This is a genomic window from Pantoea vagans, from assembly GCF_004792415.1.
GTDB lineage: Bacteria > Pseudomonadota > Gammaproteobacteria > Enterobacterales > Enterobacteriaceae > Pantoea > Pantoea vagans.
Window position 1 is genome coordinate 1,794,489 of record NZ_CP038853.1, and the last position, 22,562, is coordinate 1,817,050.

The 22,562-nt window shown below is 55.8% G+C and carries 21 protein-coding genes; 12 read left to right on the forward strand and 9 right to left on the reverse strand.

Features of this window, described 5'->3' with window-relative positions; genetic code table 11:
• Positions 1 to 117: 117 nt before the first annotated feature.
• The 3 genes from EGO56_RS08325 (at position 118) to EGO56_RS08335 (ending at position 2,754) form a co-directional block, all read left to right on the forward strand.
• Complete coding sequence (locus EGO56_RS08325; RefSeq protein WP_135908483.1) at positions 118 to 1,476, forward strand: MFS transporter; 1,359 nt, start codon at positions 118 to 120, stop codon at positions 1,474 to 1,476.
• 149 nt (positions 1,477 to 1,625) lie between these two features.
• Complete coding sequence (locus EGO56_RS08330; RefSeq protein ID WP_033783299.1) at positions 1,626 to 1,874, forward strand: DUF1272 domain-containing protein; 249 nt, start codon at positions 1,626 to 1,628, stop codon at positions 1,872 to 1,874.
• A gap of 232 nt (positions 1,875 to 2,106) precedes the next feature.
• Positions 2,107 to 2,754 carry a metallophosphoesterase gene (locus tag EGO56_RS08335; protein ID WP_135908485.1) on the forward strand — a complete coding sequence of 216 codons (648 nt, stop codon included), beginning with the start codon at positions 2,107 to 2,109 and terminating at the stop codon, positions 2,752 to 2,754.
• 1 nt (position 2,755) lies between these two features.
• Here the strand turns inward: EGO56_RS08335 and rsmF are convergent, their stop codons facing one another.
• The 3 genes from rsmF to yebS form a co-directional block, all read right to left on the reverse strand.
• A complete protein-coding gene (rsmF, locus tag EGO56_RS08340; protein WP_197732146.1) occupies positions 2,756 to 4,183 on the reverse strand; it encodes a 16S rRNA (cytosine(1407)-C(5))-methyltransferase RsmF in 1,428 nt (475 codons plus the stop codon).
• Positions 4,184 to 4,575: 392 nt separating this feature from the next.
• Positions 4,576 to 7,209, reverse strand: a complete 2,634-nt coding sequence (locus EGO56_RS08350) for a PqiB family protein (RefSeq protein ID WP_135908490.1) — start codon at positions 7,207 to 7,209, stop codon at positions 4,576 to 4,578.
• On the reverse strand, positions 7,178 to 8,422 hold the full coding sequence (gene yebS / locus EGO56_RS08355; RefSeq protein ID WP_135908492.1) for a membrane integrity lipid transport subunit YebS: 1,245 nt from the start codon (positions 8,420 to 8,422) through the stop codon (positions 7,178 to 7,180). The genes EGO56_RS08350 and yebS overlap by 32 nt, the downstream gene beginning before the upstream one ends.
• 213 nt (positions 8,423 to 8,635) lie before the next feature.
• Here yebS and EGO56_RS08360 point away from each other — a divergent pair, with 213 nt between their 5' ends.
• The 4 genes from EGO56_RS08360 (at position 8,636) to htpX (ending at position 13,119) form a co-directional block, all read left to right on the forward strand.
• Positions 8,636 to 9,136 carry a GAF domain-containing protein gene (locus tag EGO56_RS08360; protein WP_135908494.1) on the forward strand — a complete coding sequence of 167 codons (501 nt, stop codon included), beginning with the start codon at positions 8,636 to 8,638 and terminating at the stop codon, positions 9,134 to 9,136.
• 96 nt (positions 9,137 to 9,232) lie between these two features.
• Positions 9,233 to 9,934 (forward strand): RNA chaperone ProQ, encoded by a 702-nt coding sequence (proQ, locus tag EGO56_RS08365; RefSeq protein ID WP_033732888.1) that lies wholly within the window; start codon positions 9,233 to 9,235, stop codon positions 9,932 to 9,934.
• A gap of 19 nt (positions 9,935 to 9,953) precedes the next feature.
• On the forward strand, positions 9,954 to 11,993 hold the full coding sequence (gene prc, locus EGO56_RS08370; protein WP_135908496.1) for a carboxy terminal-processing peptidase: 2,040 nt from the start codon (positions 9,954 to 9,956) through the stop codon (positions 11,991 to 11,993).
• Positions 11,994 to 12,237: 244 nt separating this feature from the next.
• Positions 12,238 to 13,119, forward strand: coding sequence for a protease HtpX (gene htpX / locus EGO56_RS08375; protein ID WP_003852678.1), 882 nt, complete (start codon positions 12,238 to 12,240; stop codon positions 13,117 to 13,119).
• A gap of 53 nt (positions 13,120 to 13,172) precedes the next feature.
• On the opposite strand, the gene EGO56_RS08380 is transcribed toward htpX, so the two are convergent.
• On the reverse strand, positions 13,173 to 14,543 hold the full coding sequence (locus EGO56_RS08380; RefSeq protein ID WP_135908498.1) for an MFS transporter: 1,371 nt from the start codon (positions 14,541 to 14,543) through the stop codon (positions 13,173 to 13,175).
• Between the two features lie 187 nt (positions 14,544 to 14,730).
• Here EGO56_RS08380 and kdgR point away from each other — a divergent pair, with 187 nt between their 5' ends.
• Positions 14,731 to 15,522, forward strand: coding sequence for a DNA-binding transcriptional regulator KdgR (gene kdgR, locus EGO56_RS08385; RefSeq protein ID WP_013358108.1), 792 nt, complete (start codon positions 14,731 to 14,733; stop codon positions 15,520 to 15,522).
• A 30-nt stretch (positions 15,523 to 15,552) separates the two neighbouring features.
• Here kdgR and EGO56_RS08390 read toward each other — a convergent pair whose 3' ends face one another.
• Complete coding sequence (locus EGO56_RS08390; protein ID WP_033732884.1) at positions 15,553 to 15,789, reverse strand: YobH family protein; 237 nt, start codon at positions 15,787 to 15,789, stop codon at positions 15,553 to 15,555.
• Between the two features lie 212 nt (positions 15,790 to 16,001).
• Between EGO56_RS08390 and EGO56_RS08395 the strand changes: the two genes are divergently transcribed.
• From EGO56_RS08395 to rlmA, 4 genes are all read left to right on the forward strand, one after another.
• Positions 16,002 to 16,274 carry a YebO family protein gene (locus tag EGO56_RS08395; RefSeq protein ID WP_135908500.1) on the forward strand — a complete coding sequence of 91 codons (273 nt, stop codon included), beginning with the start codon at positions 16,002 to 16,004 and terminating at the stop codon, positions 16,272 to 16,274.
• An 18-nt stretch (positions 16,275 to 16,292) separates the two neighbouring features.
• Positions 16,293 to 17,297, forward strand: coding sequence for an MBL fold metallo-hydrolase (locus tag EGO56_RS08400; RefSeq protein ID WP_135908502.1), 1,005 nt, complete (start codon positions 16,293 to 16,295; stop codon positions 17,295 to 17,297).
• A 648-nt stretch (positions 17,298 to 17,945) separates the two neighbouring features.
• Entirely contained in the window at positions 17,946 to 18,155 is a 210-nt protein-coding gene (gene cspE, locus EGO56_RS08410; protein ID WP_003852684.1) for a transcription antiterminator/RNA stability regulator CspE, read from the forward strand.
• A gap of 137 nt (positions 18,156 to 18,292) precedes the next feature.
• Positions 18,293 to 19,102: a 23S rRNA (guanine(745)-N(1))-methyltransferase gene (gene rlmA / locus EGO56_RS08415; protein WP_135908504.1), complete on the forward strand. Its 810-nt coding sequence runs from the start codon at positions 18,293 to 18,295 to the stop codon at positions 19,100 to 19,102.
• On the opposite strand, the gene EGO56_RS08420 is transcribed toward rlmA, so the two are convergent.
• The 4 genes from EGO56_RS08420 to manX form a co-directional block, all read right to left on the reverse strand.
• Positions 19,099 to 19,557 (reverse strand): DUF986 family protein, encoded by a 459-nt coding sequence (locus EGO56_RS08420; RefSeq protein WP_135908506.1) that lies wholly within the window; start codon positions 19,555 to 19,557, stop codon positions 19,099 to 19,101. The genes rlmA and EGO56_RS08420 overlap by 4 nt on opposite strands.
• A gap of 91 nt (positions 19,558 to 19,648) precedes the next feature.
• On the reverse strand, positions 19,649 to 20,494 hold the full coding sequence (locus EGO56_RS08425) for a PTS mannose transporter subunit IID (protein ID WP_033783289.1): 846 nt from the start codon (positions 20,492 to 20,494) through the stop codon (positions 19,649 to 19,651).
• A 15-nt stretch (positions 20,495 to 20,509) separates the two neighbouring features.
• Positions 20,510 to 21,310, reverse strand: a complete 801-nt coding sequence (locus EGO56_RS08430; RefSeq protein ID WP_135910547.1) for a PTS mannose/fructose/sorbose transporter subunit IIC — start codon at positions 21,308 to 21,310, stop codon at positions 20,510 to 20,512.
• A 63-nt stretch (positions 21,311 to 21,373) separates the two neighbouring features.
• Positions 21,374 to 22,336 (reverse strand): PTS mannose transporter subunit IIAB, encoded by a 963-nt coding sequence (gene manX, locus EGO56_RS08435; protein ID WP_135908508.1) that lies wholly within the window; start codon positions 22,334 to 22,336, stop codon positions 21,374 to 21,376.
• Between the last annotated feature and the right edge of the window lie 226 nt (positions 22,337 to 22,562).

Genomic DNA, 22,562 nt, shown 5'->3' on the forward strand with positions numbered 1-22,562 from the left:
TGTGCTGGCGGGCTTTTTTTTGCCATCGACGAGTTGTTAAACGCCGTCGCCTGCCGATATCGTCTATCTTTAGGGCTTTGCTGGCCTGATGCCTGAAGGGTATAGACAGGGAGTCATATGGGAAAAATATTCAGTACGTTTCTGCCGCTCTACACCACCACGCTGTTGATGCTGCTCGGTTCCGGTCTGCTGACCACCTATGTCTCATTACGGCTGGCCAGTGAGCAGGTTAACGGTGCGCTGATTGGTGCGATTATCGCGGCAAACTATATCGGGCTGGTGATTGGCGGCAAGGTAGGGCACAACCTGATTGCCCGCGTCGGCCATATCCGCGCCTATGTGGCCTGCGCCGGAATTATTACCGCCTCCGTGGTGGGTCACGGCCTGACTGACTTTATTCCGCTGTGGGTCTTTCTGCGTCTGATTATCGGACTCTGCATGATGTGCCAGTACATGGTGCTGGAGAGCTGGCTCAACGATCAGGCGGAATCGTCCCAGCGTGGCATGATTTTCGGCTTATATATGGTCGCGACCTACCTTGGACTCAGTGGCGGACAGGTGATACTGAGCCTGCAGACCGGATTTGGTGTCAGCACGCTGCTGATTGTCGCACTCTGCTTCGCGCTCTGTCTGGTGCCGATAGCGCTGACCACCCGCACCCATGTCAGGCCGATGACACCCGCGCCGATGGAACTGGGCTATTTTATCCGCACCATCCCCAAACTGCTCGGCACCACGCTGGTAACCGGCATGGTCATTGGTGCCTTCTACGGTCTGGCACCGGTTTATGGCAGCAGCAAAGGCTTCACCACCAGCCAGACCGGCTATTTTATGAGTCTTACGATCTTTGCCGGGCTGGTGTCGCAGTTTCCGCTGAGCTGGCTTTCTGACCGCTACGATCGTCAGCGGCTGTTATTTATCATTGCCATGCTGTTTGCCGTCATCTGCGTCCCGCTGATCCTGCTGCCGCATCTGACGTTTGACTGGATGATCGGCATCGCCTTTGCCGCCAGCATGATGCAGTTCGCGCTCTATCCGTTGCAGGTGGCGCTTGCCAACGATCAGGTTGCCGCCGAGCGCCGCGTGTCGTTAACCGCCTGTCTGCTGATGGCATTTGGTATTGGTGCCAGTATCGGCCCGCTGGTGGTGGGTGCGCTGATGCAGCCGCTGGGCAGCAATATGCTTTATCTCTTCTTTGCGCTCTGTGCGCTGGTGATTGGCGGACTCAGTTTTGTCCGTGCGCCAGGTCCGCTTCCCACAACCGAAGTGCCGCTGCCGCACGTGGTCATGCCTGACAGTCTGGCGACCTCACCACTGGGTGCTGCGCTGATCCCGACGCTGGAAGAGGAGGTGATTCAGGCGTCAATGGGCGGTCAGGAGCCGGAAGTGGAGAGCGATGAGGATGCTGAAACGGCTGATGAAGAGGTATTGCCCGATGATCATCCCGGTGATGTTCGGGAAGATCAGCGTCATTAATAGCCGCGACAGGGCATCACGTTGTTCGCCCCTCTCTGCGGGGTTAAATGCATGATGTCCGGATCTGGCTCACTTCTGTCCGGTCGCTGGCTCGACATCCGGGCCAGCAGCGGCGATGCTGGGTAACCCGTTTCTTCAGGAGTCACACCATGCTGGAACTGCGCCCTAATTGTGAACGCTGCGACGTCGATCTGCCGCCATCCTCTCTGGCGGCACGCATCTGCTCGTTTGAATGTACTTTCTGCGCTGACTGCGATGAGCATTTCGCGCATGTTTGTCCCAACTGCGGTGGTGAACTGGTGCGCCGTCCGGTGCGTCCGGCAGAGAAGCTACAGAAATATCCAGCTAAAATGCGCAGCCGATCTCAAATGACGACGAATACGTCAGAGGCAGAATAGCCTGCGCGGCCCGATGTCGTTATGATGAATTTCGTCCCTGACAGAGCTACCACCTTAACTGAGTGCCGGAGATAAGCGCCGGGAGGGACGCACTTTTCAGGCCCGGCGAATTTTTCATTCCCGACAGCGTGACGCCTTCTCTTTCACACCCTGCTTTCTCTCTCCTCACTCCTGTTCACCGTCAGCTCTTATACTCTTAGGGTACTTTCAGCACAGAGAGGCGCATGCACCGATGTATTATGAATTCCTGAATGGCGCAGCATGGCGACGGATTTGGGTCACTGGCGATCTGCATGGCTGCCGCCGCGAACTTGATGCGCTGTTGCAGCAACATCAGTTTGACCCGCAGCAGGATTTACTGATTTCGGTTGGTGACATCATCGATCGCGGGCCAGACAGTCTGGGCTGTCTGGCGTTGCTGCAGGAGCCCTGGTTTCGCTGCGTGCGCGGCAATCATGAAGAGATGGCGCTGTCGGCGTTACAGGGGCAGGACATGGCGCTCTGGCAAATGAACGGGGGCGACTGGTTCTTTCGGCTGCGGGGCGCAGCGTTAATCGCGGCCCGCCACGCGTTGCGGCGCTGCCGTGAACTGCCGCTGATACTGCATCTGCAATTGGGTGAGCGCACTGTTGTGATTGCTCATGCGGACTATCCGGCACGGGAATACGCGCTGAATAAGCCACTCGACTGGCAAAAGATAGTCTGGAGCCGTCAGCGACTGGAGGAGTTGGAGTCAGGTGAGCAGGCGGGCATCCGTGGCGCAGATGCCTTTTACTTCGGTCATACTCCGCTGAAACAGCCGCTGACGATTGCCAATCTGCATTACATCGATACCGGCGCAGTGTTTGGCAATCATCTGACGATGCTGCAACTAAAGTGACTCAGCGGAACAGGCGGCCGTCACGCACCAGTTCGCGTGGATAGCTGTTCTTGATGCGATTGCCGACTTTCTTCGCCAGCCCCAGCGGCTGCTGCTGATAGGTCACAATCATCTCATTGTTAGCCGGTGCCGTTTCCGGATAGATATCGCGGCCGCGATACCACTCTTCTGCTTCTGCCGCCGTAAGCTCAAAGGTCTGCGTCGCATCAGGTTGCGCCAGTGCTATCACCGCTTCATGTTGCCAGCGATAGCCTTTAGCAAAGGTTTCTGCCAGCTTCAGGCCAATGCGCGAGAAGCGCACTTTGCCCAGCAGCGGGGTAACGGCCTTAGGGAACAGCCAGATCTCTTTATCTCGCTGCCAGAGTTCCAGTGCGTCATCCCATTTGACAGAGACAGCAGCGGCAGCCTGTACGATCTCACTTTCCAGCTTACGGCTGAGATGGGAGAAGGGCAGCTTGCCGACTTTGTAGCCCGGCACAGGCAGTGGCTCGACTGATGCGGTTTTACGCAGACGCGCCACGAAAAAGCCTTCGCTGTCGAACATCTGCGGAAAGACATGCAGATAGCCCTCGGGTGTCGCGGCCCGATCGGCACCCTCAAACAGCCCGTCGAGCGGCACGACCTCAACCGCATCCGGATAGCGCTGCAGCAGCCAGTCAATCACCTGCTGATTCTCAATCTGATTCAGTGTGCAGGTTGAATAAACCAGCGTGCCACCGGGTTTGAGTGCGTGAAAGGCACTGTCGAGCAGATCGCGCTGGGTCGCGGCGATCTCTTCGGTGCTCGCCAGCGACCAGTTTTTCAGCGCATCTGCATCTTTGCGAATCACTCCTTCGCCGGAGCAGGGCGCGTCCAGCAGGATGGCGTCGAACTGTTCCGGCAGCGCTGGCCCGAAGACCCGCGCGTCAAAGTGCGTCAGGGCACTGTTGCTGACGCCGCAGCGGCTGATATTAGCGTGCAGCACTTTTACCCGGCTGGAGGAGAACTCATTTGCGAGGATAACGCCCTGATTGCCCATCCGGGCCGCAATCTGGGTGGTTTTAGAACCCGGTGCCGCTGCCATATCCATCACGGCGCTGACCTCTGGCTGGGCGTCAAACAGGGCGGTTACCGGTAGCATGGAGCTGGCTTCCTGGATGTAAAACAGGCCGCTGAGATGTTCAGCCACGCTGCCCAGCGGCAGGCTCTCATCTTCCCGGCTGATCCAGAATCCCTCTTCGCACCACGGCACCGGCGTCAGCTGCCAGTCATAACCCGCCGTCTGGCTCAGAAAATCGGCCACGCTGATCTTCAGGGTATTGACGCGAATACTGCGGCGCAGGGGCTGCTGACTGTAAGCGATGAACTGCGCGAAGCTCGCCTCATCGGGCAGGCTCTGACGCATTAATGAGAGAAAATCGGCGGGGAAAAACGAAGACGCATCTGACACGGGCACATTCCAGTTAAGGCAAAGGCGGCAGTGTACCATGAGGAATGAAAACGGGCAGCCAGGCTGCCCGTTTGAGGGTGTGAATAACGTGAAGGCTCATATTGGCCGCTCGGAATCCGCTTTTTCCGACGGCTCAAAACGCAAAGCGATGGGAGCACACGCCTGGAGCAAAGCATCGCGGTCCAGGGACAAAAACGCCGGGAGCGTTTTTGAACAACGCGAAGCGTTGGCCCGGCTACGGGCGCACCTCAGGGATGAGGTACGTAATCGCCCGCGCTGAGCCTAGCCTTAGAGGGCGTCTTTTGCGTCTTTGCGGAAGGCGTATGCTCCCTGAGCCACTGCTGATTTAAACGCTCAACCGGGCAGAACAGTCTGCCCGGTTGAGTTAGCCTTTACTGCGGAGACGGAATCGCCGTTCCCCAGTTGCGCCACTCTTTCGGTGCTTCATCCTGCAGCAGGAAGTGTTTATCGGGGTTGGCCTGCGGTGCCAGCGGCACCGTCGGTGGCGTCGCAAACTGAATGCCACCGCGAATAAACTGCTGGAAGGTCCCGGTTTTCACCACGCCGCCTACCAGACCGAAGTCGAGGTTGTAGCCGGACGCCAGCCAGAACACCGAATTGTTCCGCACCAGATGCTGATACTTCTTACTGATGCGCAGGGCGATCTGCACGCGGTCCGCCATGTTCCCCAGTGACGTGCCGGTGACGGTACCCACTTCCACACCCCGGAACAGCACCGGCGTACCCAGCGACAGGGAACCCGCCTCGGTGGCATCAACATAAATGTTCAGGCCATTCAGGTAGCGCGAATCGGTAATGGTGCTCTCCTGCAATTCAAAGGTGCGTGCGGCACTGCCTTTGCCCGGATCAACGTTGACGTATGGCTGCAACAGGGTCTCCAGATGATTCACGCCGGTAGCGGAAATCTCCGGTGAAACCACTGAGAAACGGCTGCCGAGGCGGGCAAAGTCATTCACATACTCAGGGTAAAGTACGGCTTTCGCCACGACCTGATTGTTATCTTTGCTTAACGACAGAGATTCCACCTGACCAACGTTGATACCGAGATAACGAATCGGCATTCCGGCAGAGAGTTTGCTGGCGTCATAGGTGTGCAGCGTAATCTGACTGCCCACCGCGCGGGCGGCGGTTTCAGAGGAGTAGAGCATGCGTTTAGCCCCTTTGACCGACTGCGCACCACTCATATTGTCGAAACTGATTGCGCCTTTTAGCGCACGGTTAAGCGGCGAGGCCTGCACCGTCAGGCCGCTGCCGTTCAGGCTGACGCGTGCGCCACCCTCAGCCCAGAACACGCTTTCGCTGGTCAGCAGCTTGCGATACTCCGGCTGAATGTGCACCGCGATATCAAAGGCGTCAGCGCGCGGCGTCACTTTGACAATCTCACCCACCTGGAATTTACGGTAAAGCACGACCGAACCGGCCTGTACGTCAGGCAGGCTGCTGGCGGTCAGCATCAGCGTCGTGGACGGGCCATCGCCGGTAATGCCTTCGTCCGCTTTTTCAGCATCGGCAAACAGCGGATAGGCCGTTTTCGGCTCGCCTTTTTTACCCGGCTCCAGCCGGATACCGCCATCCACCCACTCGCGGGCACTGGCACCTAACACCTGCATGCCATCAAGGCCGAACTTCACATCGAGGCGACTGTTGACGATAAATTTGCTGTCGCCATGCACCAGATTACGGTTTTCAGGATTGACCGCGACGACGAAATTGACGCCATTTTCATCCAGCGAACGCGACATCACCTGACCAATCTGCATGCCGTGCAGCATCAGCGGCTGGCCCTGATCGATGCCGTAGCTCTCAGGTGCGCTGAGTTTTACCGTCAGCACGTTGGGTTTCTGCAGCAGGGTCTCATTGGACGCCAGCACGGTGTAGTGCTGCTGCGGTTCGCCTTCACCCGGCACCAGTTCCAGCGTATTACCGGTCAGCAGTGCGCTGAGGCTGGTATCGGTCAGGCTGATTTTCGGGCTGTGCATCTCGATGCGGGTGCCGCTGCGCATCAGGCCGACCACAGAAGGATCAATCGTCAGCTCGCCGGTCACCTTGCCGCCATCCAGCAGGTTCAGTTTGGTCAGCGTACCGACCTCCAGGCCCTGGTACATCAGCGGCGTGCTGCCGGCCTTGAGATTTTTACCGTTGGGCAGGTCAAGCGTGATCTGTACGCCGCGCTGGCTGTGCGCCAGATCGGGATAGAGCCGGTAGTTCTGCTCCGCTTTGGCGGTTTCCGCCCCCTGCGGTGAGTCAAACGCAATCGCGCCATTAACCAGCGCCGCCAGACTTTCCAGCTGGACTTTAGCCCCGCTCAGGCTGACGTCGGCATTGACGCCCGACACGTTCCAGAAGCGGCTGTTGGTCTTCACCAGATTGATAAAGCGACGGTCAATCAGCACATCAATTGCCACGCCATCGGCTTTATTATCAATGCTGTAGTCATAGACCCGGCCAACCGGAATTTTGCGGTAGTAGACCAGCGAGCCAGTGTTGAGTGAGCCGAGATCGGGCGCATGCAGATGGATCATCAGCTCGCCAGTATTGACCCGATATTTCGGTTGCGTATCCAGCGCGGTAAACGCCTCGCTGGGTTTACCTTTACCTGGCATCATCCCGATGTAGTTACCACCGACCAGCGCATCCAGACCCGAGACGCCCGCCAGTGAAGCTTTGGGCGTCACCAGCCAGAACTGGGTATCTTCACGCAGCGCGTCGCGCATGTCGCTCTTGATGCTGGCTTTAATCTGGATGCTGCGATAATCGTCGCTGAGATTAATACCCTGCACGGTGCCTACTTCCACGCCCTGATAACGGATCGGGGTACGACCCGGCACGATACCATCCGCCGTCTGGAAATTGATGGTGATAGTGGTGCCGCGCTCCTGATAATTGGTCCAGAGCAGCCAGCAGGCGATCAGCATCGCAATGACCGGCAGCAGCCAGAAGGGCGAAATTTTTCGCTTATTACGCAGCGTTGCGTTAGTCGGTGTAGTCGGCGTTTCCTGTTGCATGTGCATCCCAGAGCAGGCGGCTGTCCAGCCACTCAACAGACATAATGGTCAGGATGACGGCCGCGCCAAAAAATAGCGCAGCCGGTCCCATGGTAAAAGCCAGCAGCTGATCACGGTTGACCAGCGACATGGTTAATGAAATGACAAACAGATCGAGCATGGACCAGCGGCCAACCCAGGTCACAAACCTCAGCAACCGGATGCGGGTTCTCAGTCCCTGTTCACAGCGGAAATGAATGCTGAGCAGCAGGGTCAGCATGACCAGTACTTTGGTAAAGGGCACCAGAATACTGGCGATAAACACAATCGCTGCCACCGGAATGTTGCCTTCACCCAGCCCCAGGATGCCGGAGAAGATGGTGTCCTCGCGCCGTGAACCGTTGAGGTAAACCACGGAAATGGGCATCAGGTTCGCGGGTATCAGCAGTACGATCGACGCGATCAGCGCGGCCCAGGATTTCTGCAGGCTGTGGCGGCGTCGGAAGTCGAGCGGCGTGTGGCAGCGCGGGCAGCGCCCCCGTTCGTCAGGTATGCCGGTGTTATGACAGTTGAGGCAGACCTGCATGTCGTCACGGGCCATATTGCCGGGGCTTTGCGGATAGAAATGCTCCCACAGCTGCTCCATATTCAGATGGATCATGGTCAGCACGCTCAGCACCGTCAGGGCAATGTAAGCCGCCAGCCCATAGCCAATCTCCAGCGAAGCATAGTCCTGCACTTTGATGGATGCCACGGCGATGCCGATCAGATAGATGTCGAGCATCACCCACTCTTTGAGCTTCTCCAGCATGATCAATACGGGCCGCAGGTTCATGCCCAGGCGATGACCGATACCGAGATAACAGATGCCGGCGACCAGTGTAACCGGCGCGCCAATAGTGCAGAACGCCACCATCGAAGCGGTCAGCACATCACCCTGCTGGGTCATCTGAATCACCCCTTCCAGTACGCTGGCATTGATGCGCATACCCAGCAGCCGGATATCCACCAGCGGCATGGAAAAGGCGAAGGGCATTAACACGATCATGGTGGCGGCCATGGCCATCAGTCGGGTCATTGGCCAGTCGCGTCCACTGAGAATCTCAGCGTTGCAGCGCGGGCAGTGTGCCGACTGATGCGTTTTCACATCCGGTAAGGAAAAAAGGGTATCGCATTGCGGGCAACGCTGATAACGTGCGTGAGGCAATGTCTGGCTGATAGCGTGAATTTTCATAGGGTGATGCAATTTTCGCTCTTCAGAGGGAACAGATATCGGTCATTAAGACATTGTCTGTGTGCCTGTCTCGGGCATCACGCTTCGATCCACAGAATGCTAAGGGTATAGCAACTAACGCTATGATTCACCTTGTGGCTCTGGATATTTAAAACTTATTTTTAACGAACGGTCTCTATTACCCGTTCAGATGTCATTGGTAACGGTTGAATAATGAACAAAACTGCCTTTTACGCCGATTTGAATCGCGATATGCGCGCCTTGCTGGCGGGAGAAACGGCGTTCCTCGCCGCGATGGGAAACTTTAGCGCGCTGCTGTACGAACGTCTCGATGGCGTGAACTGGGCAGGTTTCTACCTGCTGACGGAAGCCGATACGCTGGTGCTTGGCCCGTTCCAGGGGAAAATCGCCTGTGTGCGTATTCCGGTCGGTAAAGGTGTGTGTGGCACGGCGCTGGCAGAAGAAAAAGTGCAACGCGTAGATGATGTGCATGCTTTCCCGGGCCACATCGCCTGTGACGTTGCCAGTAATGCTGAGATTGTGATTCCTCTGAAAGTGAATGGCACTGTGGTTGGAGTGCTGGACATCGACAGCGTTGAGTACAATCGCTTTGACAGCGACGACGAATCGGGGCTGGTCACACTGACTGATGGGCTTTGTGAAGTGCTTGCGAACAGCGACTTAGAAAAATATCTGCAGCTGACGCGCAGCTAATCGACTGGATCACATGGCATTTAGCGATGTTGTCATTATAATGTCGCCTGTTCATGCCTGCGCTGGTCGGCAAACCCGTTGTAATCAGGAAATTTCATGGAAAATCAACCTAAGTTGAATAGCAGTAAAGAAGTCATCACTTTTCTGGCGGAGCGCTTTCCGCACTGCTTTAGCGCTGAAGGTGAAGCGCGTCCGCTCAAAATCGGTATCTTTCAGGATCTGGTCGAGCGTGTTCAGGGCGAAATGGGTCTGAGCAAAACACAGCTGCGTTCCGCGCTGCGTCTTTATACGTCAAGCTGGCGTTATCTGTACGGCATCAAAGCCGGTGCGATTCGTGTCGATCTCGACGGCAACGCCTGTGGCGTGCTGGATGAGCAGCACGTTGAGCATGCCCGCAAGCAGCTGGAAGAAGCCAAAGCGCGCGTTCAGGCGCAGCGTGACCAGCAGCGTGCTGCACGCCGTGAAGCAGGCGAAAGCGAAGAGGGCGCCGCACCGCGTCGTCCACGCAAGCCCGCGCCACGTAAGCCTGCAGAAGGCGATGCTGCGCGTAAACCCCGTCCGCAGACGACTGCTCCGCGTGCGACCGCCTCACAGCATCGCAAGCCAGCCCCACGTCCGGAGCAGGAAGCCCGACCCATCACTGATACCTCAACTTTGCAACCCGGCCAGAGTATTAAAGTTAAAGCAGGCAAAAGTGCGATGGACGCTACCGTTCTTGAAGTCTCTAAAGACGGCGTTCGGGTCCAGCTCGCTTCCGGCATGGCAATGATTGTGCGCGCAGAACACTTGCAGTTCTGAAACGGAGGCTAACCCCGGCATGAACACCCTTTTTAAAGTTGGACTTATTGCGGGCCTGCTCTTAGCAGGCCCAACCTTCGGCGCAGAGAATATTACCCGCGCCGATCAGATTCCCCAGCTTCACGAAGACCCGCAGGATCCGACGGTCAGTGAGCGCGTCACGTCGCGCTTTACCCGTTCCCACTACCGCCAGTTCGATCTGGATCAGAACTTTTCCGCGAAAATTTTTGATCGCTACCTGAACATGCTCGACTACAGCCACAATGTGCTGCTGGCGTCAGATGTGGCGCAGTTTGCCAGCAAAAAAACCACCGTCGGCGATGAGCTGCGCAGTGGCAAGCTGGATCTCTTTTACGATATTTATAATCTGGCGCAGAAACGCCGTTTTGAGCGCTATCAGTATGCGCTGACGGTGCTGGCGCGTCCGATGAATTTCAGCGGCAATGACACCATCGACATTGACCGCGCCAAAGCGCCCTGGCCGAAAGATCAGGCTGAGCTGAACGCGCTCTGGGATGCCAAGGTCAAATATGACCAGCTGAGTCTGAAGCTGGCAGGCAAAGACGATAACGAGATCCGCGACGTTCTGACCAAGCGTTATAACTTCGCGATCCGTCGTCTGGCCCAGAGCAACGGCGAAGACGTTTTCCAGCTGGTGATGAACGCCTTTGCCCGCGAAATCGATCCGCATACCAGCTATCTGTCGCCGCGTAACACCGAGCAGTTCAATACCGAGATGAGCCTGTCACTGGAAGGCATCGGTGCAGTCCTGCAGATGGATGACGACTACACCGTGATCAACTCGATGGTCGCAGGCGGTCCGGCAGCGAAAAGCAAAGCCATCACCGTGGGCGATCGCATCGTGGGTGTCGGTCAGCCAGGCAAGCCGATGGAAGATGTGATCGGCTGGCGTCTGGATGATGTCGTGGCAAAAATCAAAGGACCCAAGGGCAGCAAAGTGCGCCTGGAAATTCTGCCTGCCGGTAAGGGCACCAAAACCCGTACCGTGACGCTGACGCGTGAGAAAATCCGTCTGGAAGATCGCGCGGTTAAACTGACTATCAAAAATGTCGGCAAGCAGAAAGTGGGCGTGCTCGATATTCCTGGCTTCTATGTCGGTCTCACCGACGACGTGAAAGTCCAGCTGCAGAAACTGCAGAAACAGAACGTCGATAGCGTGGTGATCGATCTGCGCACCAACGGCGGCGGTGCGCTGACCGAAGCGGTCTCGCTTTCCGGCCTGTTTATTCCGAGTGGTCCGGTGGTGCAGGTTCGCGACAATAATGGTCGGGTGCGTGAAGACAGCGATAACGACGGCGTGGTCTACTACAAAGGTCCGCTGGTGGTGCTGGTCGATCGCTTCAGCGCCTCTGCTTCTGAGATCTTTGCTGCCGCGATGCAGGATTACGGTCGTGCAGTGATTGTCGGCGAGCCAACCTTTGGTAAAGGCACCGTTCAGCAGTATCGCTCGCTGAACCGCATCTACGATCAGATGCTGCGTCCGGAGTGGCCAGCGTTAGGCTCCGTTTCTTACACCATCCAGAAGTTCTATCGCATTAACGGCGGCAGCACACAGCGTAAAGGCGTCACGCCGGACCTGCTGATGCCAACCGGCGTTGAAGCGGCTGAAACCGGTGAGAAATTTGAAGATAACGCCCTGCCATGGGACAGCATCAAAGCGGCCACCTATACCAAAACCGGTGATGTTAAACCGCTGGTCGCGCAGCTGACGAAGCAGCATGCTGACCGTATCGCTCAGGATCGCGAGTTCCAGTACATCATGAAGGACATTGCCCGTTACAATGCCCTGAAAGATAAGCGCAACATCGTGTCACTCAATCTTGCGCAGCGCGAGAAAGAGAACCACGAAGATGATGCGTCACGTCTGGAGCGAATCAATGCGCGCTATCAGGCCGAAGGCAAAAAACCGCTGAAGAACCTGGATGAGTTGCCGAAAGATTATAAAGAGCCGGATCCGTATCTCGATGAGACGGTGAAGATCGCTAACGATCTTGCGCAACTGGAGAAATCCCAGCCAGACGCGCCAGCAGCGAAATAATCCGCTGTTGTCAGAAAAAGCACCGCTTTGCGGTGCTTTTTTTTGCCCCCGGAAAAGTTTCCGGTAACCAATGATTAGCGATGGTGAACCCGTCTGCAGGCCGTGCCGCCCGGCAGACGTGTCAGAATGTAAAGTTATGTCTTTTTAGGCACTTAAACGTTAAGGTCGCTTGAAAAGCCGCACAATGCTCATAGGATATGTATCCGCGTATAGGCGCGTGAACTACTGAGGAAGATTAACAAAAATGATGCGTATTGCTCTTTTCCTGATGACCAACCTGGCTGTGATGTTGGTATTCGGGCTGATTCTCAGCCTGACAGGGATCCAGTCAAGCAGTGTTCAGGGCCTGATGATCATGGCAGGTCTGTTTGGCTTCGGCGGTGCGTTTGTTTCACTGCTGATGTCGAAGTGGATGGCGCTGCGATCGGTTGGCGGTGAAGTGATTGAACAGCCACGCAACGAAACCGAGCGCTGGCTGGTGGATACCATTGGCCGTCAGGCCCAGCAGGCGGGCATTGCGATGCCACAGGTTGCGATCTATCACGCACCAGATATCAACGCCTTTGCGACCGGTGCGCGTCGTAACGCCTCACTGGTGGCTGTCTCAACCGGTCTGCTGCAGAACATGAGCCGTGATGAGGCGGAAGCGGTGCTGGCTCACGAAGTGTCGCACATCGCTAACGGTGACATGATCACCATGACGCTGATCCAGGGTGTGGTGAACACCTTCGTGATTTTCGTTTCACGTATTCTGGCGCAGATTGCGGCGGGCTTTATGTCCGGCAACCGTGATGGTGAGGAGAGCAGCAACGGCAATCCGCTGGTCTACTTTGCGGTGTCGATGGTGCTGGAACTGGTGTTTGGTATTCTCGCCAGCATCATCACCATGTGGTTCTCCCGTCATCGTGAGTTCCACGCCGATGCCGGTTCAGCGAAGCTGGTCGGTCGTGAGAAGATGATTGCGGCGTTACAGCGTCTGAAAACCAGCTACGAACCGCAGGAGCCGAGCAGCATGATGGCGTTCTGTATCAACGGTAAGGGCAAATCGTTCAGCGAGCTGTTCATGTCGCACCCGCCGTTAGACAAGCGTATTGAAGCCCTGCGCAGCGGTCAGTATCTGAAGTAGCGCTAAGCAGAGTAAACAAGGCGACCCGCGGGTCGCCTTTTCTGTTTATGGAATTACGTGCGGGTCTGCGTCATGCGCGACACGCTCACCAGCGCCGCCACGGCGGCAAAGCTCCCTGCAAGCAGCAGCGAAACGTGCGTCCCACGTTCATCAAACAGATTAAACATCAGTGCGACCAGCGCGGCACCCATACTCTGCCCCAGAAGACGCGCAGTACCCAGCATGCCGCTGGCTCCGCCACTGCGATTACGTGGCGCGGAGGTGACAATCGTGTGGTTGTTGGGTGACTGGAACAGCCCGAAACCGGCACCGCACAGCATCATGCGCCAGATAATATCGCCATCGCCCGGATTTACCGGCAGCCAGGCGAGCAGGAACAGTCCCAGCGCGAACATCGCCAGTCCGATCCCCCCTAACAACCCGGCATGCACCCGTTCAATCAGACGGCCGGCAATCGGCGCAAATACCATCGTTGCCAGCGGCCAGGGCGTCAGCAGCAACCCGGTCGCCACCTCATTACGCTGCAGGACGTTCTGCAGAAAGAAGGGCAGTGAGACCATCGCCAGCATCTGGGCACAGAACGAACAGACCGACGTTCCCATCGACAGGCTGAAAATCGGGATACGCAGCAGATCAACCGGCAGCAGCGGCACCGCCATATTGAGCTGACGACGAATAAAGAACCAGCCCACGACCAGCAGCGCAACGACCTCGGAGAGCACCAGCAGATGACTCTGTCCCTGGGCAAAGCCGCTCAGAGCGGAAATGATCAGGCCAAAGAACAGGGCGTTCATGATCGCGCTGGGCACATCGAATTTCTGTGTTGTGGCTTTCTGCGGGTTATCAGGCAGGGTTCGCAGCGCCAGCCAGAGTGCAATGGCCCCCAGCGGGACGTTAATCAGAAACAGCCATTTCCAGCTGGCTACCGAGAGTATTGCTGCCGCTACCGTCGGGCCAGCCGCGGTTGATACGGCCACGACCAGCGAGTTGATCGCCATGCCGCGTCCCAGATAGCGCTGCGGATAGATAATGCGTATCAGCGCGGTATTCACACTCATCAGCGCCGCGCCGCCCAACCCCTGCAGCACGCGGGCAAAAGTCAGCATGGTTAGCGTGGTCGAAAAGGCGCAGAACAGTGAGGTCGCAATAAACAGTGCCAGGCCAGCCTGATAGACGCGGCGATAACCCAGCATGTCGCCCAGAAACGAAAGTGACAGCAGCGAGACGATAATCGCAATCTGATAGGCATTCACAATCCAGATGGACTGTGCCGGACTGGCATTCAGTTCACGGGATATGGTCGGTAACGCGACATTAGCAATCGCGCCGTCTAATACCGCCATGGTCAGGCCCAGCGCAATGGTGACGATAGCCATATAGCGCTGACGCGGAGGTAATCCATCCTGAGGAGGAGAGAGTGTCATAAGTTAATTACTAAAGAGGGTGAATATCATCATGCTAATGAAATCAGCGCTGAAAAGCAGCGTCCGGCCGGATAAAAAACTGTCTTAAAATATGACTCAATGGTTAAAACATTGCTGCCGTCCTGTGCATCCCTCTATACTGACAGTCCGTTCCATTTTTTTTGAAACAGGTTTAACAAGGTGCGCGATGTCCTCTGCTGAAAATGATAAACAGCCCGATTCCGTCTCTTCGGTTCTTAAAGTGTTCGGCATTCTGCAGGCGCTGGGTGAAGAGCGCGATCACGGTATAACCGAGCTTGCGCAGCGCGTGATGATGTCAAAAAGTACCGTCTACCGTTTCCTGCAAACCATGAAATCGCTGGGCTATGTGACACAGGAAGGTGAGAGCGAGAAGTACTCACTGACGCTGAAGCTGTTTGAACTGGGTGCTAAGGCGCTGCAGAACGTCGATTTGATCCGCAGTGCGGATGTACAGATGCGTGAGCTGTCGCGTCTGACTAAAGAGACGATCCACCTGGGGGCGCTGGAAGAGGACAGCATTGTCTACATCCATAAAATCGACTCACTCTATAACCTGCGCATGTATTCGCGCATTGGCCGTCGCAACCCGCTGCATACCACCGCGATTGGTAAAGTCCTGCTCGCCTGGCGCGATCGCAGCGATGTTGAGGAAATCCTGCGGGATGTGGAGTTTAAACGCAGCACAGCCAATACGCTGCTGAGCGCGGAAGCGCTGATTACGACGCTGGATCAGGTCAAAGCGCAGGGTTACGGCGAAGATAATGAAGAGCAGGAAGAGGGATTACGCTGCCTTGCCGTGCCGGTGTTCGATCGGTTTGGCGTGGTGATTGCGGGACTCAGCATCTCGTTTCCCACCATTCGCTTTTCGGAAGATGCCCGCCAGGATTATGTGGCAATGCTGCATCGGGCGGCGCGTACGCTTTCAGCAGAAATGGGCTATCACGACTACCCATTCTGAATAAAGCGGGCCATCCGGCCCGCTTTATCACTAGTTATCGATCACTTCTCCGCTTTTCTTCAGCAACGGACAATCCGTCACGCCCACCACGCCACTGTCGGTATGCAGATACTGCGCGCTGATCACGCCGCGAGCGGTAAGATAGCTGCACTGCAGGCCAAGTCCGGCAGCATTTTTAGTACTGCCGGTTAACACACCATAGCCGGTAAGCAGCATTGCCAGCCAGATCACCGCCAGCAAGCCTATTGTGCGAATAAACAGTTTCATTGTGTCTCCTTGTGAAAGATAACTCAGCGCGCCACCTGGTGCTGCCGGTTATGATGATATCAGCATGCCTCGCTTTTCTGGTGGGATCGATCAGAGATAACTGAAACGGCAAATTCTGCATTGCTGTATTCCCCATTATCTTTTGCGATGGCTACAGGTAGAATAGGCGGTTGCCATGTTCTGGCGTTTCCACTGAGTTTTACGAGGCAGTTATGAATGAGTTAGCCGCAAATCCGGGCCCCCTGGTCAGCTATGGCCTGCTGGTCATTATTTTGATTGTGGCGTTTATCGTCTGGTTCTTTGTTAACCGGGCCAGCGTACGCGCAGGTGAGCAAATCCACTTACTGGAATCCTTACTGGAAGAGCAGAAGAAGCAGAATCAGCTGCTGCGCCGCCTGATTGAGATGCAGCCTGGGGCAGAAAATACAAAAACCGATGACGATCGGGAGAAGCGCGACTTTATCCGGTTAATCCCGGAACGTTAATCACAACAGAGAGACGGAATGGCCTGGAAAAATCCGTGGTATGACAGCAGTAAAGCGCATCACACGCCAGAGGGATTCCGTAATCCTGAACCGGAACAACGAAAACCGGGTGACCTGCAACGCTGGCGCAGGGAGCGTAAAGCACAGGCGCTCCCTGCGCCACCCCAGCAGGGTTATGCGGCCTTCACCAGGCAATGGTGGCAGCCCGCGGATATCAGCGGCAGTGACGATCGTATCTGGTGGCTGGGACATGCTGCCGTCCTGTTACGGCTCAATGGACAATATATTCTGATCGATCCGGCGCTCTCACCACGCGCCTCACCGCTGGCGTTTGCGGGGCCACAGCGTAAAACGCCCGCGCCCATCAGCATCGCTGATCTGCCGCAGCTTGATGTCGTGCTGATTTCACACAACCATTACGATCATCTGGATAAACTGACGGTTAAAGCGATTATCCGGCATTTTCCGCAGGCGACCTTTATTGTGCCGCTGGGACTGGCGAAATGGTGCAGAGCGAAGGGCGTGAAACAGGTGCACCAGATCGACTGGTGGCAGCAGATAACGCTCGGCGACCTCTGTTTTGATGCGGTGCCAGCCCGTCACTGGAGTATGCGAACCCCACGCGATCGCAACCGTTCGCTCTGGTGCGGCTGGGTCGTGCGCTCTGCCTCCCTGCGTTTCTGGTTTTCGGGCGACAGTGGCTACAGTGATAGCCTGCTGGAGATTCCGGCCCGGCTTGGCCCGTTCAGCGTGGCTGCGTTGCCGATTGGCGCGTATGCACCCAAATGGTTCATGGCAAGCCAGCATATGGATCCCGATCAGGCGGTGGCGTTATGGCAGGCGGCAGGCAGGCCATTGACGCTGCCTATTCACTGGGGCGTGTTTGAGCTGGCCGATGAGTCGCTGGATGCGCCACCCCAGGAGCTGGCGAATGCGCTACAGCGGGCAGACGAACATAACGGCCGCTTCGCCCCCTGGCGAATAGGCGAAGGTCGCAGTCTGAATAATTGCAGCCAGGAATAATCCTAAAGCCTCCGGTATAAATAAAAGCCGGAGGTTTTTTATCAGACATCAATTTTTCAAATCGAAAGTTAAATTCCTAATAAGGAAAATCCGCATCGTTGCTTTTATTTGGAGCAAGGCTAATGGCTGGCTCCTGATTTTGGTGCAAAAAAAGCGTTATTTGTACGAAATAAAAGTCGCTGTACAGGATTGACGCCCAATCTTTGATATCTGCCACAGTTACCGTTTCGCTTAATCATTTCGCTATTGCCATATTTGTGAAATATTAATTTCTTATGGTATCCATCAGGTTAAGCCTGGCAACACAGGCAGGAGAGGGCGCTGGCTGCCCGCGTACTTTATTCGCAGACGCAGTTGTAAACCCCACGGAACAGGCAATGTGAGCCTTCTGGCAAATATGTGCGCAGGCGCGCCAGGGCTTTAAAAATGGCTTGCCATTATTTTTGGGATATGTGATAACAATTCGTGGGTTAAACGAGGTACAGTTCTGTTTATGCATGGCATCTTCAGTAAAGAAGTACGAGTAAAGACGTTGACGTTGAATACCGCTTCCTTGCCGAACCTTAATTAGTGCCTCATGCAGTAATGTCTCTGGTTTTTCTGTAAGACAGCCTTCGGGCTAAATAAACATCTAAAGGAATTTGCAAAATGGCAAAGATTAAAGGTCAGGTTAAGTGGTTCAACGAGTCTAAAGGTTTTGGTTTTATTACTCCTGCTGACGGCAGCAAAGATGTGTTCGTACACTTCTCTGCTATTCAGGGCAACGGTTTTAAAACCCTGGCTGAAGGCCAGAGCGTTGAGTTCGAGATTCAGGACGGCCAGAAAGGCCCTGCAGCTGTTAACGTCACTGCTATCTGATTCGACTCCACCTCGGTGCAATGCACCCTGACATGGAATCTTAAAGCCCTGGCTCTTCAGCCGGGGCTTTCTTTATGCTTCCGATGCGTAAACGTTAAGGTTACACTGCGCCGCGTTATCTGATGCCGGAGCACCCTATGTCCCTGATTTGCCCTCTTTGTCACTCTCCACTGACCCTCACTGACCGCAGCTGGTGCTGTGAAAACCGCCATCAGTTCGATCAGGCGAAAGAAGGGTATGTCAATCTGCTGCCCGTTCAGCATAAACGGTCGCGTGAACCGGGTGACAGTGCAGAGATGATGCAGGCACGACGGGAGTTTCTTGAGGCAGGCTATTATCAGCCGCTGCGTGAGCAGGTAGTCAGCCTGCTTGCGCCGGTACTGAATCTGCCAGAGTGTAAAATCCTGGATATCGGCTGCGGTGAAGGGTACTACACCGCCGCACTGGCGGAGGCGGCGAACGGAGACGCTGAGATTTATGGCCTGGATGTTGCCAGAATGGCCATCCGGCTGGCGGCTAAGCGCTATCCTGCGGTGCGTTTCTGCGTGGCTTCCAGTCAGCGCTTACCCTTTGCCGATCAGTCCCTGGATGCGATTGTACGCATCTACGCACCCTGCAATGAAGCGGAACTGGCTCGCGTGCTGAAGCCGGGTGGTCTGGTGCTGACGGTCACTCCAGGCCCGCATCATCTGCAGCAGTTCAAAGCGCTGATTTATCGCGAAGTGCAGCTGCATGTGCCGGAACAGAAAGATTATCCTGGCTTCCGGCAGGTAGCGCAGCATGCCCTGCGTTATCCGATGGCATTAACCGGCGCAGCGGCGACGACATTGCTGCAGATGACGCCCTTTGCCTGGCGGGCGCGTGAAGACGTCTGGCAAACGCTGCAGCAGAGTGAGCAGTTCAGCTGCGATGCTGATTTTACCCTGACAATGTGGCAGCGCGACTAGCGCGCCTCGACCAGCGTATTGTAGATGCGCTCCAGGTCGTCGAGTTGCTGCACCGCAATCAGCAGACGGCGTTGCTCCAGCTGAATCACCAGAATGCCATCCTCAGAAAGATTCATGCCCTGAATCCGCCGGTAATCGATCCAGACACCGGCGTAAAACAATCCCTCATTTTTCATCAGCAGCGTGGGTTTGCGCAGCCAGAAGAGCCAGAACGCCATAAAACTCAGCACCATCAGCAGTGAGGTGGTGAGCTGTGGGCCGTGATGACTGACATTGTTCCACAGTAAAATCAGCAGCAGGCCGATGAATATCAGGCTATCAAGTTTATGCTGCCTGCGCAGCGTTACCCGTAAGCGGGTCGGTCCGTGCCGACGCGGCAGAATCGCCTCATGGTAAACGGCAAATCCCATCAGGGCGGCGATACAACACGCAATCAACGCGTCAGTTAAGGACATCACGTCTACCTCAAACAGGGTGAGCTCAGCCGGTTGTGGCTCAGCTCACCACGCTTAAAAGCCGGGAGCAGAGGCTCCCGGCAGGATGAAATTACAGACCGAGCAGGCCGATCCAGTAACCAAAGATACCGATGGCAAAGAAGCCGACGATAATCCACAGCGCATTCACTTTACGGCGTAACAGCCACATACAGCCAAAGGTCAGCAGCAGCGGCACAATGCCTGGCATCAGCTGATCGAGGATTGACTGTACCGTAGTGACGGTGGTTTTGCCGGTGGAGTCAGTAATGCGCGATACCACCAGCGGGATGTTGACGTGCGTCCACTTGTTGACCAGCGCCCCCATGACAAACAGCCCCAGAATTGAGGCGCCCTCCGTGAGCTTCTGCAGGAAACCGCCGCCCATGTCGCTGACGATGTCGATCCCTTTGCGATAGCCATACGCCACGCCGTAGTAGCGGGTCAGCAGACGGGCCAGGTTAAACAGTACGAAGAACAGCAGCGGACCCAGCAGACTGCCGCTCATGGCAATACCGGCACCCAGCGCGGCAAACACCGGACGTACCGTACCCCAGAAGATCGGGTCGCCAACACCGGCCAGCGGCCCCATCAGCCCGACTTTCAGGCCGTTAATCGCACCGTCGTCGATAGGTGCGCCGTTGGCACGCTGCTCTTCCATCGCCATGGTAACGCCCAGTACCGGCGCGGCGACATAAGGATGGGTATTGAAAAACTCCAGATGACGTTTGATCGCCTGCCTGCGTTCATCGTTATTCTCAGGATAGAGGCGGCGGATGACCGGCACCATTGAGAAGCAGAAGCCCAGCGCCTGCATACGCTCAAAGTTCCATGAACCCTGGAAAAGGTTAGAGCGCAGAAAAACGGCGCGGACATCACCGGGGGTCAGTTTCTTTTCAACTTTCGTCATATCAACCATGTGATCACCTGTTCCTTAATCGAGTTCGTTATCAAGATCGTTTGCGGTTGCAGCACCTGTCGGTACGCCCGCCACACGGTTGTATTTCGGGCTGAGCTGAATGTAGAGCACCGCCATCACCACGCCAATGACGCCCAGCGCCACCAGGTTGAAGTTGGTGAAGGCCGCGGTAACGAAGCCCAGGTAGAAGAACGGCATCAGATAGCCTGCGCGCATCATATTGATGACCATCGCGTAACCGACCACCACAATCATGCCACCGGCGATATTCAGGCCGTTGGTGACCACTTCAGGAATGGAACTCAGCAGCGCATGAACGGCACTGGTGCCGACCGAAATCGCCACAATCAGCGCCGGGATGGCGATACGCATCGCCTGTAACAGCAGGGCAGAGACATGGATCCAGGAGATGGCCGTAAGGTTACCTTTCTCGGCGGCTTTATCAGCCGCGTGCTGGAAGGCCACGGTGAGCGTACGCACGATAATGGTCAGCACCTGTCCGGCGGCAGCCAGCGGAATCGCCAGTGCAATACCGGCACCCACACTCTGACCGCCAGCGATGACCAGGATAGTGGAGATGATAGAGGCGAGGGCGGCATCAGGGGCAACCGCGGCACCGATGTTCATCCAGCCCAGCGCAATCATCTCCAGCGTACCGCCGATGATAATACCGGTTTTCATATCACCCAGTACGATACCAATCAGCGTACAGGCGACCAGCGGGCGGTGAAACTGGAACTCATCCAGAATCGACCCCATACCGGCAATACAGGCGACAATAAAAATCAAAATAATTTGTAGCGAGGTTATTTCCATCATACTTCTTGTCCTCAGCAGGATAATCAGGAGCCCGGAAACGCAGGCGCAGAAGTGCTTCTGTTACGCGTTTACTTTCGCAATCAGATCCATCATTTTCAGTTTTTGATCGCTGGAAACTTTTCGCACTTCCAGTTCAATATTGCGTTCATTGAGTTTGCGGAATGCGGCGATATCTTTTTCATCAACCGAGACCGCATTATTGACCTGGGTTTTCCCCTGGCGGAACGCCATCCCGCCGATGTTGACCGTTTTAATATCGACACCCTGTTCAACTACGCGCAGGACATCGGCGGGGTTGGTAAACAGCAGCATGACGCGATCCTGACCATACTTCGGGTTGTTCCACACCCGCACCATTTTGTCGACATCCACCACATGGGCCGTCACGCCGGGCGGCGCGACCTGCGTCAGCAGGGTTTTGCGCACGTGATCGTTGGCCACTTCATCGCTGACCACGATAATACGCTGAACGTTGGTCTCTTTAGTCCAGCGCGTGGCGACCTGTCCATGAATCAGACGGTCGTCAATGCGCGCCAGCCCGATCTTCATGTGATCACCAGGCGCCATTGGCTTAGCCGGTTGTGCCGCAGCGGCCGGTTTCACCGCAGCCAGTGCCGGTGCTTCTTCTTTCGCTTTCAGGGCTTTGACCCCTTCACGACCGGTCTCCACCGCCACGGCGACCAGTTCGTCAAATCCGGGATCGTCATCACGCGCCATCAGGGTTTCGACCAGCATCGGAATATTGACCCCGGCGATGACCTCATAGTGTGGCTTGTCGACAACAATGCGGCTGGCCGCATTGAACGGGCTGCCGCCCCAGGTATCGACCAGAAAAAGAACCCCCTTGCTGGTATCCAGTTCTGCCAGTCGTGCCTGATATTTTTCAATCAGCGTTTCTGCATTTTCACCGGGGACAAAGTCTATCCAGCCGATATTCTCCTGCTCGCCTAACAGCATTTCTGCTGTTTTCAGCAGTTGTTCCGCTGCCCAGCCGTGTGTACCAATTACTATCGCAATGGTCACGTGCTACCTCCGTTCGCTAGAGATGCTCATCTGAGTAAATGAACTGTATTGAGACATGTTTTGATTATCTGTTTAACCCGGTCATTCGACTTTCTGATATAGCGCCGAAAAAACAGGGGTTAACTTCATCAAGGCGGTAAAGTCGCGATTTATTTTAGTGATCGAAAAAATAAATTATGTGATGTCTGTCAGCTATTCACCCCGTCAGGTGGCGCTTTACCTTTTT

Excerpts from the sequence above, each read along its gene's own strand:
- EGO56_RS08325 (WP_135908483.1), top strand. The coding sequence starts at position 118 with ATGGGAAAAATATTCAGTACGTTTCTGCCGCTCTACACCACCACGCTG.
- EGO56_RS08330 (WP_033783299.1), top strand. The coding sequence starts at position 1,626 with ATGCTGGAACTGCGCCCTAATTGTGAACGCTGCGACGTCGATCTGCCG.
- EGO56_RS08335 (WP_135908485.1), top strand. The coding sequence starts at position 2,107 with ATGTATTATGAATTCCTGAATGGCGCAGCATGGCGACGGATTTGGGTC.
- EGO56_RS08350 (WP_135908490.1), bottom strand. The coding sequence starts at position 7,209 with ATGCAACAGGAAACGCCGACTACACCGACTAACGCAACGCTGCGTAAT.
- yebS (WP_135908492.1), bottom strand. The coding sequence starts at position 8,422 with ATGAAAATTCACGCTATCAGCCAGACATTGCCTCACGCACGTTATCAG.
- EGO56_RS08360 (WP_135908494.1), top strand. The coding sequence starts at position 8,636 with ATGAACAAAACTGCCTTTTACGCCGATTTGAATCGCGATATGCGCGCC.
- proQ (WP_033732888.1), top strand. The coding sequence starts at position 9,233 with ATGGAAAATCAACCTAAGTTGAATAGCAGTAAAGAAGTCATCACTTTT.
- prc (WP_135908496.1), top strand. The coding sequence starts at position 9,954 with ATGAACACCCTTTTTAAAGTTGGACTTATTGCGGGCCTGCTCTTAGCA.
- htpX (WP_003852678.1), top strand. The coding sequence starts at position 12,238 with ATGATGCGTATTGCTCTTTTCCTGATGACCAACCTGGCTGTGATGTTG.
- EGO56_RS08380 (WP_135908498.1), bottom strand. The coding sequence starts at position 14,543 with ATGACACTCTCTCCTCCTCAGGATGGATTACCTCCGCGTCAGCGCTAT.
- kdgR (WP_013358108.1), top strand. The coding sequence starts at position 14,731 with ATGTCCTCTGCTGAAAATGATAAACAGCCCGATTCCGTCTCTTCGGTT.
- EGO56_RS08390 (WP_033732884.1), bottom strand. The coding sequence starts at position 15,789 with ATGAAACTGTTTATTCGCACAATAGGCTTGCTGGCGGTGATCTGGCTG.
- EGO56_RS08395 (WP_135908500.1), top strand. The coding sequence starts at position 16,002 with ATGAATGAGTTAGCCGCAAATCCGGGCCCCCTGGTCAGCTATGGCCTG.
- EGO56_RS08400 (WP_135908502.1), top strand. The coding sequence starts at position 16,293 with ATGGCCTGGAAAAATCCGTGGTATGACAGCAGTAAAGCGCATCACACG.
- cspE (WP_003852684.1), top strand. The coding sequence starts at position 17,946 with ATGGCAAAGATTAAAGGTCAGGTTAAGTGGTTCAACGAGTCTAAAGGT.
- rlmA (WP_135908504.1), top strand. The coding sequence starts at position 18,293 with ATGTCCCTGATTTGCCCTCTTTGTCACTCTCCACTGACCCTCACTGAC.
- EGO56_RS08420 (WP_135908506.1), bottom strand. The coding sequence starts at position 19,557 with ATGTCCTTAACTGACGCGTTGATTGCGTGTTGTATCGCCGCCCTGATG.
- EGO56_RS08425 (WP_033783289.1), bottom strand. The coding sequence starts at position 20,494 with ATGGTTGATATGACGAAAGTTGAAAAGAAACTGACCCCCGGTGATGTC.
- EGO56_RS08430 (WP_135910547.1), bottom strand. The coding sequence starts at position 21,310 with ATGGAAATAACCTCGCTACAAATTATTTTGATTTTTATTGTCGCCTGT.